Origin of the sequence: Nostoc sp. NMS8 (assembly GCF_017115045.1) — a bacterium.
Classification (GTDB): domain Bacteria; phylum Cyanobacteriota; class Cyanobacteriia; order Cyanobacteriales; family Nostocaceae; genus Nostoc.
Map to the genome: position 1 here is coordinate 145,265 of NZ_JABXKK010000098.1, position 15,218 is coordinate 160,482.

Consider the following 15,218-nt stretch of genomic DNA (forward strand, 5'->3'; position numbering starts at 1 on the left):
TCAGTTGGGATATTGCTCGTCGCTGACATGCTCCAGCCAGTCCACAGGTTTGCCATTGAGTTCTTCGTGAATGGCAATGTGCGTCATGGCTGTGGTGGCTGTAGCTCCGTGCCAGTGTTTCAGTCCGGGCGCAATTCGGACAACATCACCTGGTCTGATTTCCTGAATTTGTCCGCCCCATTGCTGGACATAACCAGACCCAGCAGTCACAATCAGGGTCTGTCCTAATGGATGGGTGTGCCATGCTGTCCTAGCACCAGGCTCGAAGGTTACACTAGCGCCAGCCGTGCGTGACGGGTCGCGTGCTGAAAACAGGGAATCGATGCGGACGGAACCTGTGAAATATTCGGTTGATCCTCTAGTAGAAGGCTGCGAACCTTTCCGAGTAATCTCCACTATCCGTGTGCCATTGTCTGATGAGACTTGTGTCTGACCCGCACTATTAAACGCCAAAGTAAGCAGGGAAAATGACACGATAGTTGTCGCAAGGAGTTTCATTTCCGTCTCCAACTTTCAGTTTTTACTAAACAATCTCTAGGGAAGATGGACTGACCTGGATATCACTTGCATTGGGTATGGGGCGAAATGTTCTGAGTTCCTTGACCCATCGCCTCAGGAGGGTGATCTGCCTGTCGCCCTCTTTATTGCGATTGGACAAGCTCGATTGTCACTTCTACAGAGCCAGGAACATTCAATGCCTCGATGCCACCGTCTATTTTTCCGAGGATCGCGAGTCCGTTTGAGTATTCAAAATCTCGATAATATATCGCTAAATTTCCCCAAGGAGCGTAATAAGCAATATCTCCAACAGCAGGATCGCTGCCTGGGGGTGCATCTTCTGTAGATAATTTTTTTGGCAGATCGCTGACTTTTTCGGTTCTCGCGTGATCTTCTAACGTCAGCGTTAATGGCAGCAGGGAAATAAAATCCTGAGTAGTTTTGCTGTCGATTAAAGTGGCTGTAACTACTTTATCTTTGGCCTTGATGTTTATTTTCATCCTGTCTGCCTGCTTGGTTGATATTTCAGTCGGCATCTTCAACGAGGCACTGCTAGTCATACTGTTGTCGGCACGGCAGGCTGAGTAACTCAGGGACATCACTAGGGCGAGAACCAAAATCAGCATTCTCTGCTGGCAGTTTTTCCCCTTGATGGAAAACCATCTCAAAAGCATTAAGATATTCCTTCATACTGCTCGTCGCTGACATGCTCCAGCCAGTCCACAGGCTTGCCGTCGAGCCATTCCTGAATGGCGATGTGCGTCATGGACGTGGTTGCTGTAGCACCGTGCCAATGCTTCTCACCCGACGAGATCCAGATCGCGTCTCCCGGTCGAATTTCCTCGATCGCACCGCCCCATCGCTGTATAAGTCCACAGCCAGCCGTCACGATTAGGGTTTGTCCCAATGGGTGGGTGTGCCATGCTGTCCTAGCACCAGGCTCAAACGTGACACTGGCACCAGACGTGCGTGCTGGCTCGTGTGCCTCGAACAGGGGGTCAACGCGGACAGTGCCGGTAAAATACTCAGCCTGCCCTTTGGCGGAAGGCTGCGAGCCACTTCGTTTAATGTCCATTTTCTTAATTCCTTCACTTGATGCCATTTGGGCGGCTGTCCCAATCGTAGAGATTGAGCACTTATCGCTTCTCTATCAATAGGGATGGATTTTTTAAGTAGCAAGGTTAGCCTTGATGCCATTTTGATGGCTAGTAGGCAAGTCTCTTGCCCAATCAAAACTGAGTTTTATCTTGAATAAAAATGCAGAGTGCCTATAAGAAGCTGAAATCATTTTTCCTTGCTTTAGCTTCATATTAAGCATTTTCAAGGGCAAGCAATAGGACGATCGTCTAAGATTGTTGTACAATCCTGCAAACTTAGAAATGAACACTGCCAATATCAATTTAATGAACAACCCGCAGGCAAAGCGCGAGGCAGACAGAGCGCAAGCCTACAGAGACGAACTGACTGAGCGGATTGCCCAGGCGATTCGTCATGATGGGACGATTGAGCCAATGAAAGGTTTGCACTTCAATCGCGCCTCCTCGCCTTCGGAATGCCTTCATAGTGTCTCTATCCCTGCCTTTTGTGCGATCGCTCAGGGCAGCAAAGAAGTTCTTCTGGGTAGCGATCGCTATCAGTACGACCCGATGCATTATCTGCTGGGTACGGTCGAACTACCGATTGCCAGCCAAATTCTGGAAGCGTCCCAGGCGCAACCGTATCTTAGCCTGCGCCTCGATCTCGACCCCACCCTTGTTGGTTCAGTGATGGTTGAGGCAGGGTATCCCTCATCGCGCAACTCTGGTGATGTGAAAGCGATCAACGTAAGTCCGTTGAATGCAAATCTGTTGGACGCTGTGGTGCGGCTTGTCAGGCTTTTAGATTCCCCTGCGGAAGCTCATGTTCTCGCACCACTGATTAAGCGGGAAATCATTTACCGACTCCTGATGGGAGAGCAAGGTAATCGGCTCCGTCATATTGCAGTTCTCGGTGGCTATACTTACCACATCGCCAGAGCCGTCGAGCGACTTCGTAAAGACTTTAACGAGCCGATCAAGATTGAAAACATCGCCCGAGAAATGGGAATGAGTGTTTCGGGCTTTCACCATCACTTCAAGTCTGTCACGGCAATGAGTCCCTTGCAGTTCCAGAAGCAACTGCGGCTCCAGGAGGCTCGCCGTCTGATGCTGGGGGAAAACCTTGACGCTACCAGTGCTGCTTATCGAGTAGGGTATGATGATGCCTCGCACTTCAACCGAGAGTACAAGCGGCTCTTTGGTGCGCCACCAATGCGCGATGTGGAGCGGCTGCGAGAAGCTGCTAGGGAGACTGCTAGTTCAATATATTGAAGAATTCAGAAAACTGTTGCGTACCTTTTTGCCGCATCATGGAGAAAACGACTTGTTGCGATCGCAATTGCACCATTTCCCAACAGTCTCAACGTTCGAAGTCAAGAGATGCAATGAATCGCTGTCTCTACAAGGGTTATGGGTAACGCATATTTAATTTCTCGAGATGTCTATTAAGTAGGTCGGCGTAAATAATTATCGTTGGGATAAGGCAATTCTTGCTGGGAGCAGGGGATAAGAGTTTTCCCCTCCGCCCCCCGCACCCCGCCCCTCTGCCTCTTTCAATGCCCTGTTTGCCCCAAACGACGGGGCGACTATCCCTCTCCGCGCCACTTGCGGGATGGAGTTTCCCGTCGCTTTCAATGAATTTATATTAAAAATTAGCGGATTTATTTGTGACTATTATGTATAAATCATCATCCCAAAAAATCCAGATATTTACAACTATATTAGATTGTATTTTGCTACCAATGTTATCAGAATCTTTAAAATATTCTCAGTATTTGTTTTTAATCTTTAATCTTAACTAATGGAGGTAATCTGCGGCAGAAGGGGCGATCGCATGAGCAAAAAATGGTATCGAGTCCAAAAGCTAAAAGCAATATTTGTCCTAGCATTGGCAGTTATATTTACTAATGCTGTAGTTTCATATAGCAACACTGTGAAGCTGATTCACAATCAGCAACGGGTAACAGACTCATATCAATTTATTACCCAAGTTGAAAGTATCCAATTTGCACTTAAAGATACTGAAACTGCACAACGTAATTATCTAATTACAGCAGATGCAGATGATCTAAAAACCTATCTTGCAGCTGATCAACAAACTAATAGCAATATTCAGATTCTCACTAAGCTAACTGCTAAAAATCATCAAAAGCAGCAGTGGATTTCTTTGCTGGAACCAAAAATTACCACCAGGCTGAAAATTCTCCAACAAGAAATTTACCTCAGACAAAACCAGGAATTAGAAGCAGTTCGGCAACTAATCTTATCCGATCGAGATCGGCAAATCGGTAAAGAAATCCAACAACTGATTCACGACTCTTTAAAAGCAGAGCAAAAGTTGTTACACCAAGAGATGCAGCAGTCACAAGCAAGTTCTCAAAAGGCAATAGTGACATTTTTTATCGCTGCTATTGTGGATTTGGTGCTGGTGGCGCTGCTATATGATTTGTTGTGGCGTTATATCAGGCAACTTCAGCAAACGGAACTGGCCTTACGCCAAAGCGAAAATCGTTTACGAGCGATGATAGATGCAGAACCAGAATGCATCCAGTTAATTGCCAGAGATGGCACCCTTTTAGAAATTAATGCAGAAGGGTTGGCAATAATGGAAGTGGAAAGTGCTGATGTATTAATTGGTAAACCAATTGATGCTGTAATTTTACCAGAGTATAAAGCCGCCTTTGCCGACCTGCATAAAAGTGTCTGCCAAGGTAATAAGGGGACTTTGGAGTTTGAAATCGTGGGATTTCAAGGTACTCATCGCTACATGGAAACTCATGCTGTACCACTGCGTAACGAATCTGATGGCACGTTCATCTATTTGGCACTGACGCGAGATATAACCCAGCAAAAACAGGCAGAACAGAAAATCCGCGAACAAGCAGCGCTGCTGGATGTATCAACTGACGCGATTCTGGTGCGAAATATCCACAACCAAATTTTATTTTGGAATCAAGGTGCTGAACGTCTATATGGCTGGAAGGCTGAGGAAGTTATGGGGGAAAATGTTTTACAAGTTTTGTATATAGAGATTTCACCAGAGTTAGAAGATGCTTACTTGAGGGTGATAAATACAGGTGAGTGGCGGGGTGAGTTGCATCAACTAACCAGGGAAGGCAAAATAATTATCGTTGAAAGTCGGTGGACACTGATCCGACATCATAATGGACAACCCAAATCCATTTTGAGTGTGAACACCGAAATTACGCAGCAAAAACAACTGGAAGCTCAACTTCTGCGATCGCAACGTTTGGAGAGTATCGGTACTCTAGCTGGTGGTATCGCCCATGACCTCAACAATATACTATCTCCAATTTTAATGTCAGTTCAACTGTTGCAGAGGAAATTGCCCGATTCGCAGAGTCAGCAAATACTGCAAACTTTAGAAAATAATGTGAAACGCGGTGCTAATTTGCTCAAGCAAGTCTTATCTTTTGCACGGGGTATTGAAGATAAACGGATAATTGTGCAAATTGAGCCATTGATGGCAGAAATTGAGCAAATTATCGCTCAAACATTCCCCAAATCCATTGTTTGCCAGATAGATATCCCGAAAAATCTCTGGTATGTTCGTGGAGACATTACTCAACTGCATCAGGTGCTAATAAACTTGGTAATCAACGCCCGCGATGCTATGCCCAATGGCGGTATTTTAAGGATTGCGGCGGAAAATCTGGTGATTGGCGAACATTCTACCCAGATAAACATCAATGCGAAAGTAGGTTCTTATATTGCGATCGTGGTGACGGATACTGGTATGGGGATGTCGTCGGAAGTCCAGCAACGGATTTTTGAACCATTTTTCACCACTAAAGAGATAGGCAAAGGTACAGGTTTAGGACTTTCTACGGCATTGGGTATTATTAAAAATCACGGTGGTTTTGTCAATGTTTATAGTCAAGTAGGCAGAGGTACTCAATTTACAGTGTACTTGCCTGCCTCTACATTCAGAGACACACATTCCCTGTCTCAAGAACTGAAATCAGTTATGGGAGATGGCTAGTTAAAACACCTCGGTCAACCTCATGGACAGTTAATTACTTGGCTGGGAGTGTATCAAGTTTTCACCCCAGGCGTAGCTCTAGGCGATAATCCTACTGTGCGCTTAGATTTAGACAATGAACCACAGTCTGATGTTTTACTGTTGATAAATAAACCAGCTAAGGGACAATAAAATTTTTAAAAAATATCTGGTGTATTTGGGTACAATTACTAAATTGTTACTCATTTATATTAGTAGACGCGTTGGTATAAATAAAAATTGTTTCCACTGACTAGAAAGCTCAGATTTTAGTTTTCGTCTCAATTCAATATAAAATTTAAAACTTAAAATCATAAATCAATATGGCAAACCTCACACCGAATTCTAGTTTTAGTTTGACACTGCGCTTGCAGATTCCCAATCGTATAGGGATGTTGGCATCGGTGACACAGGCGATCGCCACCACTGGCGGTAATCTCGGTCAAATTGATTTAATCGAGCAAACCCGCAAAGAATCTACCCGCGATCTGACTGTGGATGCTGCGAGTACTGAACACGCTGAAACCATTGTGCAAGCAGTCAAAGCATTGCCAGACATCAAGTTACTCAGTGTCTACGATCGCACCTTTAATTTGCATCGTGGTGGCAAAATCAGCATTACCAGCAGAATTCCCCTGAAGAGTGTTTCCGATTTGGCAATGGCTTACACGCCCGGAGTCGGTCGCATTTGTACAGCGATCGCTCAAGATCCAGAAGAAGTTTACAACTTAACCATCAAACAAAATACTGTTGCCATTGTCACCGATGGTAGTGCCGTTTTGGGTTTGGGAAATCTCGGCCCCGCCGCCGCCCTACCAGTAATGGAAGGTAAAGCAATGCTGTTCAAGGAATTTGCCGGGCTAGATGCTTTTCCCATCTGTCTCGCTACCCAAGATACAGAAGAAATTATCCAAGCAGTTAAGAATATCGCTCCGGTGTTTGGGGGAGTGAATTTAGAGGATATTGCTGCACCTCGCTGCTTTGAAATTGAAAAGAGATTACGCCAAGAATTAGATATCCCAGTTTTTCACGATGACCAGCACGGTACAGCAATTGTCACCTTGGCAGCGTTGTTTAATTCGCTGAAACTGGTACATAAATCCTTAGCAGAAATCAAGATTGTGATTAATGGTGCTGGGGCGGCGGGAGTAGCGATCGCTCGGTTACTTCGTAAAGCTGGGGCAGAAAAAATCTGGATGTGTGACTCTAAAGGGATTCTCTCTACCAGTCGCACCGATTTGACAGAGGAAAAACTCGAATTTGCGGTGAAAGGTCAGGGCACATTAGCGGGTGCAATGCAAGGGGCAGATGTGTTTATTGGAGTCAGCGCACCGGGAGTTTTGACACCAGAAATGGTGCAATCGATGGCCAAAGATCCAATTGTGTTTGCAATGGCAAATCCGATTCCAGAGATTCAGCCAGAATTAATCAGTCAAGATGTTGCTATCATTGCGACCGGTCGCAGTGATTACCCAAATCAAATCAATAATGTCCTCGCTTTTCCTGGCGTATTCCGTGGTGCTTTAGATTGTCGGGCACAGACAATTACCATCAAAATGTACTTAGAAGCCGCAAGTGCGATCGCCTCCTTAGTCAAGCCCTCAGACTTGGATCGGGAACACATTATTCCTTCAGTATTTGATGAGCGTGTCGTCACTGCTGTTGCTGCTGCTGTGCAACGTGCAGCGCGGGAAGAAGGTATTGCTCGGAACTAATTAAGGGACTTCCAAATACACTCGTCCCCATTTGGTGATTGGATTATAAATAAAGCATAATCATCCAAAACACCACCATTCTGTCAACTGTTTGCAATGAAGTATCAAGTTGGGGACGAGTTTTTACAACAACTGCCACTGATTTTAGCGGGGCCAATCCTCAAACATACTGAGCCAGAGTCAGTGACGGTATGGGTAGCAGTGAAACAGTCTTGTCAGGTAGAACTTAAGGTTTATGACACAACAAATGATGGTGAAGCACTAGGAAATTGTTTATTTGAGGGAGAACGCTCTACCGTTGCTCTGGGTAAGCATCTTCATGTAGTTGCGATCGCGGCTCGGTCTAAAATTGGAGATTGCCTCACGGGAGGTCACATCTATGCATACGACCTCCGATTTACTATTGCTGACCAAACCCTGCAAATGCAACAAGGATTATGCTCAAACTCTCATCCGAAAGTCAGCATTAGCTACTTCGATCATCAAAAACCAACTTTTACTCTGCCGCCAAACCATCTGCAAGATTTGCAAATTGTCCATGCTTCCTGCCGTAAACCTCATGGTCATGGGTTTGATGCACTGCCGATTCTCGACAGTTTAATTCAAGCATCAGCAAATCAACCCCAAAACCGCCCCCACCAGTTGTTCCTCACGGGAGATCAAATTTACGGAGATGATATCGCCGATCCATCGTTGTGGGTTGCTAGTACTCTTGGCGATGCCCTTTTGGGTTGGGAAGAACAACTTCCGGTGCATGGAGTGTATTGTACTCCCCAGCAACTACCCCCTGGAGAACGGGCTGATGTAGCGACAAATCAAGCTGGCTTGACGGCAGGATTACATAATAAAGCTGAGAAAGTTACCAGTCATCTTTTCAGCCTGGGCGAGTTTTACGCTACTTATTTACTAGCTTGGTCGCCAGTGTGCTGGCCGCTAACATTTCCCAAAGGACAGCAAGTAATGCGCGATCGCCATGCTATCAAAGACTGGAATCGGGCAGTCAAGCATTTGCGACAATTCATTTATACGCTTTGGAAAGTGCGTCGCGCCCTTGCCAATATTCCCATGTACAGCATCTTTGATGACCATGATGTTACTGATGACTGGAATTTAAACCAAGCTTGGTGTTTGCGAGTATTGGGGCGTCCCTTGGGGCGACGAATAGTCCAAAATGCCTTGTTAGCTTATACGGTGTTTCAAGGGTGGGGCAATACACCAGGGCAATTTGTAGAAGGGAAATCAGGTGAAAAGCTGTTGGCGGCTGCCCAAGCTTGGTCAGCTTCCCAAGGGAGAGATGCAAAGGCTGATGAAGCGATCGCGCGTTATGTAGGTATGCCGGCTAACGATCCCCACACAGACTTACCTGTTTTAGTCCGAGACGGCCCTGTATTCATTCTAGATCGACATCCTGAAGCACTAACTTGGCATTACACAGTCAGGAGCGATCGCCATGAAGTAATTGTGCTGGATACACGTACTTGGCGGGGTTATCCAGCCGATCAAAAACCAATTGCGCCGCCGATGCTGTTGTGTCCAAAAGCCTTTGAACAACAACTAGTTTTGCCTTTACAAGAAATCGCTGAACAAACTCAGATTAAAACCACATTCGTGATTGCACCCACCAATGTATTTGGATTGCAAGTGATTGATTGGATTCATCATTGGCATTTAAAACAGGAGAAAGTGTTTTCAACTGATGTTGGAGATGCCTGGAACATTAATGTTGAAGCACTGGCAAAATTTCTAACCACCTTGTTTGAGGAACGTCAACAAGTAGTTATTTTATCCGGGGATATCCACTACAGTTCTGTTGCTCACTTGTCTTATGCACACACCCATTCCAAATTGCAGTCTGTATTAGTGCAGTTAACCGCTAGTGCCTTGAAAAATGAAGAGATTTCGACGCGGCTGATTCATACACGATTGAAAGATTGGCTGCTACCAGAAAAGGTGCGACATTGGATCGGGTGGAACAACCCACCCAATATGGTAGAAATTTCAGAGAAAGAATTACACCATAATCGCCAGATGTTGACCAACTCTGACTGGCATTGTGTGCTGGAATGGGTACCTCGAAACAGTGTTCAGAGATATGATTGCACAGCAGATATATTATCGTTGATAGCTCCCTGGAAACGAGCCGAACATGCTAAATGGAAATGGTTACAACCCCTGATGTTTTGGAAATTTCGTTGGTTTCAGGAAGGACGAGAAGTAGTTGGATTAAATAATTTAGCTCTGGTTCACTTTGAGTTAGCAGATGAGAGTAGTTCTGGCAAAGTTATTCAAGATTTGTACTGGTTTTCTTCTTGGTATCCAATCCAAATTGTTTACAGCCGTTTTGAGAGCGAGTTAATGCCGAATCAGTCATTGTTACGATGAACTCGGAAGATCCCCCCAAACCTCCTTAAAAAGTGGGGCTTAATAAGCTGTTGTGATTATAGTTTGCACATTGAGGCGGCAGGGGAGCAGGGTGCAGGGAGCAAGGGAGAGGATTTACAGGTTTTGCCTAGTCATGCTTGTGATGCAATTTGCAGGCGCAACAGCTTATAAAGGCTTGCTCTAATTCCCTCCTTTTTAAGGAGGGATAGGGAGGATCAAGTCTTAAGCAAAGCAAGCGTATTGATTTTGGTTGTATATCTGGGCACTCTAGATGAAAGAAACTTACTGGAGAGTGATTTCTATGTCTACGACCCCAATTAGTGCAACATTGGCACAAACAGACAGAGATGCTGTGTTGCAAGCCATTACCACCATTAAAGAAAAGCTACCATTTTTGGTTGATTTGAGTGCCGACGATCGCAAGACTTTACCCAAGATGGGAGATAAGAGTCGGGCGTTTGTGAGTAAAGCATTAGAGGTGGCGGCGCAGAATCCAGAGTTTTTACCGCGATCGTTTGACTTAGAAGAGATGCGGAAGGATGTGCAATTATTTGAAGCGTTGTATCCGGTGTTATTGTCGTTGACGCAGTTACAAGAGTTGGTCGATGATACATCTCTTGCAGTCGGTAGTGAAGCTTATGCAGCCGCGTTGCAGGTGTATAACTATGCAAAAGCCAGTGGACAGGGCGCGGGTTTAGATGCAGTAGTTGTGGAAATGGGGCAACGATTTGCTCGTAAACCTGCAAAATCCAAGTCTCAAAAAGCAGCGTTGTAGAAAATAGCTCAGTACTTGCATTTAAAACGTGCAACGTTGAAGTTCAGAATTTGGATGTTAAAGTTAAAAGCACGACATTTCGAGTTCTGAGCTTCATTTTTTGAGTTCAAAGGCGCAACGTTCAAGCAAAAAGGTGCAACTTCCGAGTTCAAAGGCGCAACGTTCAAGCAAAAAGGTGCAACTTCCGAGTTCAGAGGCGCAACGTTCGAGCAAAAAGGTGCAACTTCCGAGTTCAGAGGCGCAACGTTCGAGCAAAAAGGTGCAACTTCCGAGTTCAGAGGCGCAACGTTCGAGCAAAAAGGTGCAACTTCCGAGTTCAGAGGCGCAACGTTCGAGCAAAAAGGTGCAACTTCCGAGTTCAGAGGTTGAAAGTTGAGATTTTGAAAGCGATCGCACAAGCATTTACCCCGAACACTCATATCTGAAGTGACATTATTAAGGGTTAGTGAGGTTAATATAGTAAAAATATTTTCAGCCTCTTGTCGGTGAAAATGCCAAATCAAGATTACCAATGGAAGCGATTCTGGTGTCCTCGGTCACGTCCTATTAATCTAGCTGATGGTGGTTATCTGTGCGACCCAGAAGAAAAATGGGGCAAAATATACAATCCACATTTAGTAACCTTTGAGGCTATATCAGACTTACGATGTTTAGCGCTCTTGGGTGAACCAGGTATTGGTAAAACCTGTGCCGTAGAGTCAGAACAAGAAAAAATCATAAGCAAGATTGAAGCAGCAGGTAATCAAGTTATTCTGTTAAACCTCCGCTCATATAGAACAGAAGATTTTTTAGTTGAAGAATTATTTAAAAGTTTAGAGTTTACTGACTGGCTAAAGGGTACGCATCAGTTGTATATTTTTCTAGATAGTCTTGATGAGTGTCTGCTACGGATAGATACCCTAGCAACACTATTGGTTGACAAGTTTAATCGAAGAGATATTCGCAGTCAGGCGGAGCGTTTATATCTTAGGATTGCCTGTAGGACAGCAGTTTGGCAACCTGTTTTAGAGAAAGGACTGAAGAAAATTTGGGGTGAGGATGGTGTAGGGATTTATAAACTAGCTCCACTTCGACGTGTGGATGTTAGTAAAGCAGCAAAGATTGAAGGCATCAACGATGCTGAAGCATTTCTAGAAGAAATTCAAAATAAAAATGTTGTGCCTTTGGCTATTAAGCCAATTACATTAAAATTTCTTCTCAAAATTTATCATCGTCATAATGGTCAATTTCCTCCTAGTCAAAGCCTGCATGAACTTTATCTTGAAGGATGTAGCTGGCTATGTGAAGAACGAAATGACAGTCGTATTGCATCAAAACTAAAAGGCAATCTTCTTCGACAACAACGTTTGATTGTTGCGGCTAGGATTGCAGCGATCATGATTTTTGGCGAGAAATCTGTTATCAAGACTGGTATTCAGAGAGATGTTCCAGATGATGACAATTACGTGCTTATTGAGAAGATGTGCCAAGGAATCGAAAGCGTTGAAGGTAGAGAGTTTGAAATTAATGAAGAAGCTGTTGAAGAAGTTTTAGATACTGGTTTATTCTCATCTCGTGGCGAATTAAGTCTTATGGGATGGGCACACCAAACCTATGCTGAGTTTCTGGCTGCATGGTACTTGATTCAGCATCAAACACCTTTAGAGCGGGTAATGAGTCTAATTGTTTCATATAAAGATCCTGAACATAAATTAATTCCACAACTTCATGAAACAGCAGCATGGCTAGCTAGTATGAGGACTGACGTACTTCAGGAAATAATGAAGACTGATCCTGATGTACTGTTGCGAAGCGACATACCCACAGATGCAAATCTTCAAGCTGCAATAGTTGATAACTTACTAAAACAGTACGAGCAGGGAAAGCTATTGTATTCAAGCGGTGATAATTACCGAAGATACGAGAAGCTTAAACATTCTGGGCTTACTGAACAATTACGTCCCTATATTCAGGATTATAGCAACCAAATTGATGCATCTCGTATAGCAATAGACATTATTGAGGCTTGTAAGGTAGATGAACTTCAGGGAGATTTAGTAAACCTAGCACTTGATTCATCCCAATCAATTTACCTCAGAGTTAGTGCTGCAAACGCAATCTGTACAGTTGGTAATGCAAGTGCAAAATTGCAATTAAAACCACTGGCTTGTGGACAACTTCCAGAAGATGAGGATGACCAACTTAAAGGATATGCTTTGAGAGCAATTTGGTCAGATCATCTGCTAGTAGAGGAATTGTTTAATGTCTTAACTCCACGGAAGAAGAGAAACTTTTTAAGCTCGTATGGAGTATTTGTTGACTTTGAACTAGTACCAAAACTACAGCCATCTGATTTGCTAGTTGCTCTTAATTGGGTAGAAAAACAAGGTATTAGAGGCTTTGGACACCCATTTGAAAGACTTGGCAATGCCATACTCCTAAAAGCTTGGGAAAATTTTGACTTGCCTGATATAGCAGAAAGTTTTACTAAAGTCGCTCTAATACAGTGGAGAGAACATCAGAGAGTCATCACTCGCGACAACGAACTTCAAACAAAATTTGAATCTTCGTTTATCAATGATATCAATAAACGGCGCAAACTAATCGAACAGGCAGTGCTGATAGTCTCTAAAACAGGAGAAAATATATATTTTTTATGGAGTTCATTAACAAGAAATATTCTTTTAACAGAAGATGTTTTTTGGATGCTCGGAAAACTTCAAAATATTCATTCTCAAGAAGAGCGAATTTGGGCAAGACTAATTAAGTGGAAATTTAATTGTCAAGATGTAAAGCAGAAAGATGCTATTTTTACAGCTAGCCAAACTAATAATATCTTGCATGAAGAATTTGCACCTTATTTTGCAACAAGTGATCTAAACTCAGATCAAGCTGAGATACTGGAGTTGGAGTATCAAAGTATGCAAGATCAAGAGGAATCTAGACAAAACCTTGTTATAGCTTCACTACCTAAAGAGCGAGTCCTTTTATTTCTAGAGCAGCTAGAGTCAGGAAATCTATCAGCTTGGTTGCAAATTACGACAGTGATGACTCTCAATTCAGATAGCCAATTTTCTGAAGAAGGGTTTGAATCAGATTTAACAAAACTTCCCGGATGGCAAGAAGCTGATCTAAAAACTCGTGACAGAATCATTAATGGTGGTAAAAAGTATATTGAAGAATACAGTCAAGTAGCAAAGGACTGCATAGAAACAAACTTGTTTAATGAACCAGAATCAGCAGGCTTTCAAGCTTTCTTGTTGCTTTTGCAGGAAACTCCAGAAATTTTAGATACCCTACTATCTACTGTCTGGCAAAGATGGGCATCTATTATCGTTGGCTTTCCTTACAACACTCAACGAGAACAATACTATAAAGACTATCAAGAGCTAGTAAAGCAGGCATATCTGAAAGCTCCTATTGAAACCTTAAATACGCTGGTATCAATTATTGACAAGAAAAACGGGGAAGATAATCCTATACTCATTCTTAATAAATTTGAAAAATGCTGGGATGATAGTTTCCAAGCGGTTCTTCTAGAAAAGGCTAAGGATACCGCAATTAAATATAAATGTCTGGAACAGTTATTTAAAGAACTTTTAAAGCATAAATCGATTGGAGCTAGAGAGTTTGCTAAGTCTCTTGTTTCTATTCCTCTACCTTTAGAAGAAGAAGCACACCATAAAGCTGTAGTTGCAGGTAGGGTATTAGTCGAATGTTCAGAACCTAATAGCTGGGTGATTGTTTGGTCAGCTATCCAGCAAGATACAAACTTTGGAAGGACAGTATTTGAAACAGTTGCTAATCGCTACGTGCATGGTTTCCATTTAAAGCTGACTGAAACACAGCTAGCAGATTTATACATCTGGCTAGTTTGTCAGTATCCTCATGCTGAAGATCCTGATCACAGCAATGAGGTTCTTGCTGACGATATGGGCGTTAAAGAGAGCATTGCTAACTTAAGAGAAAGTGTTTTGACACAACTTAGGGAAACTGGGACATCTCAGGCGTGTATTGAGATTGAGCGTATTGCTGACCAGTTCCCTAAACTAATGTGGCTTAAAAGAACGTTGCGAAACGCTCAGAATGTTAAGCGGTGCAAAGATTGGCAACCACCTCAACCAGAACAGATTCTTCAAATTGTGAGCAAGAAGGAATCAAAGAGTATGAAAACAATTCTGATTGTGGCATCAAGTCCGGTTAATCAGGCAAAATTACGCCTGGATAAGGAAGTGCGTGAAATTAATGAGGGATTACGTCGATCTCAGAAGGGTGACCAATTTAAACTAGAGCAGAGATGGGCTGTTCGGACTGATGATTTACGTCGAGCCTTATTAGAGACTGAACCACAAATTGTCCATTTCTGTGGACATGGATCAGGCGATGAAGGACTAGTGATAGAAGACGAAGCTGGAAAATCAAAGCTAGTGAGTACAACTGCTCTAGCAAATTTATTTGAACTGTGTACTGAACACGTCGAATGCGTTCTCCTCAATGCTTGCTATTCGGAAGTGCAAGCAGAGGCAATTGTTCAACATATTGACTATGTAATTGGGATGGGTGACGCAATTGGAGATACAGCTGCAATCAAGTTTGCTACCGGATTTTATGATGCTCTTGGAGCAGGAAGGTCTATTGAAATGGCCTATAAATTTGGTTGTAATGCAATTCAGTTAGAGAACATTCCAGAGCATCTGACTCCAAAATTTAAGAAGAAACAATAGCTTTATGTCTTTTTTACTTATGTCTTTTTTACTAACGGGCGATCGCCT

General features: G+C 43.4%; 11 protein-coding genes and 1 pseudogene. 7 read left to right on the top strand and 5 right to left on the bottom strand.

Going from position 1 to position 15,218, the window contains the following annotated elements:
* From HWQ39_RS23660 to HWQ39_RS23675, 4 genes are all read right to left on the bottom strand, one after another.
* Nucleotides 1-498, bottom strand: a complete 498-nt coding sequence (locus HWQ39_RS23660) for a cupin domain-containing protein (protein WP_292850319.1) — start codon at nucleotides 496-498, stop codon at nucleotides 1-3.
* Between the two features lie 143 nt (nucleotides 499-641).
* A complete protein-coding gene (locus HWQ39_RS23665; protein ID WP_292850321.1) occupies nucleotides 642-1,058 on the bottom strand; it encodes a cyclophilin-like fold protein in 417 nt (138 codons plus the stop codon).
* Nucleotides 1,051-1,188, bottom strand: a complete 138-nt coding sequence (locus HWQ39_RS23670) for a hypothetical protein (RefSeq protein ID WP_236556818.1) — start codon at nucleotides 1,186-1,188, stop codon at nucleotides 1,051-1,053. The genes HWQ39_RS23665 and HWQ39_RS23670 overlap by 8 nt, the downstream gene beginning before the upstream one ends.
* Nucleotides 1,172-1,600 (bottom strand): cupin domain-containing protein, encoded by a 429-nt coding sequence (locus HWQ39_RS23675; RefSeq protein ID WP_366932296.1) that lies wholly within the window; start codon nucleotides 1,598-1,600, stop codon nucleotides 1,172-1,174. The genes HWQ39_RS23670 and HWQ39_RS23675 overlap by 17 nt, the downstream gene beginning before the upstream one ends.
* 277 nt (nucleotides 1,601-1,877) lie before the next feature.
* Between HWQ39_RS23675 and HWQ39_RS23680 the strand changes: the two genes are divergently transcribed.
* From HWQ39_RS23680 to HWQ39_RS23705, 6 genes and pseudogenes are all read left to right on the top strand, one after another.
* A complete protein-coding gene (locus HWQ39_RS23680; protein ID WP_292850326.1) occupies nucleotides 1,878-2,846 on the top strand; it encodes an AraC family transcriptional regulator in 969 nt (322 codons plus the stop codon).
* Nucleotides 2,847-3,408: 562 nt separating this feature from the next.
* Nucleotides 3,409-5,577, top strand: a complete 2,169-nt coding sequence (locus HWQ39_RS23685) for a PAS domain S-box protein (RefSeq protein WP_292850329.1) — start codon at nucleotides 3,409-3,411, stop codon at nucleotides 5,575-5,577.
* A gap of 12 nt (nucleotides 5,578-5,589) precedes the next feature.
* Nucleotides 5,590-5,730, top strand: a pseudogene (locus HWQ39_RS23690) (Uma2 family endonuclease); the annotation flags it as partial.
* A gap of 188 nt (nucleotides 5,731-5,918) precedes the next feature.
* Complete coding sequence (locus tag HWQ39_RS23695; RefSeq protein WP_292850331.1) at nucleotides 5,919-7,310, top strand: malic enzyme-like NAD(P)-binding protein; 1,392 nt, start codon at nucleotides 5,919-5,921, stop codon at nucleotides 7,308-7,310.
* A gap of 96 nt (nucleotides 7,311-7,406) precedes the next feature.
* Nucleotides 7,407-9,692: a PhoD-like phosphatase gene (locus tag HWQ39_RS23700; RefSeq protein WP_292850334.1), complete on the top strand. Its 2,286-nt coding sequence runs from the start codon at nucleotides 7,407-7,409 to the stop codon at nucleotides 9,690-9,692.
* Between the two features lie 301 nt (nucleotides 9,693-9,993).
* A complete protein-coding gene (locus HWQ39_RS23705) occupies nucleotides 9,994-10,467 on the top strand; it encodes a hypothetical protein (protein ID WP_099101751.1) in 474 nt (157 codons plus the stop codon).
* An 8-nt stretch (nucleotides 10,468-10,475) separates the two neighbouring features.
* On the opposite strand, the gene HWQ39_RS23710 is transcribed toward HWQ39_RS23705, so the two are convergent.
* Nucleotides 10,476-10,979 carry a hypothetical protein gene (locus HWQ39_RS23710; RefSeq protein ID WP_292850337.1) on the bottom strand — a complete coding sequence of 168 codons (504 nt, stop codon included), beginning with the start codon at nucleotides 10,977-10,979 and terminating at the stop codon, nucleotides 10,476-10,478.
* Between HWQ39_RS23710 and HWQ39_RS23715 the strand changes: the two genes are divergently transcribed.
* On the top strand, nucleotides 10,959-15,170 hold the full coding sequence (locus HWQ39_RS23715) for a CHAT domain-containing protein (RefSeq protein WP_292850340.1): 4,212 nt from the start codon (nucleotides 10,959-10,961) through the stop codon (nucleotides 15,168-15,170). The genes HWQ39_RS23710 and HWQ39_RS23715 overlap by 21 nt on opposite strands.
* Nucleotides 15,171-15,218 lie beyond the last annotated feature (48 nt).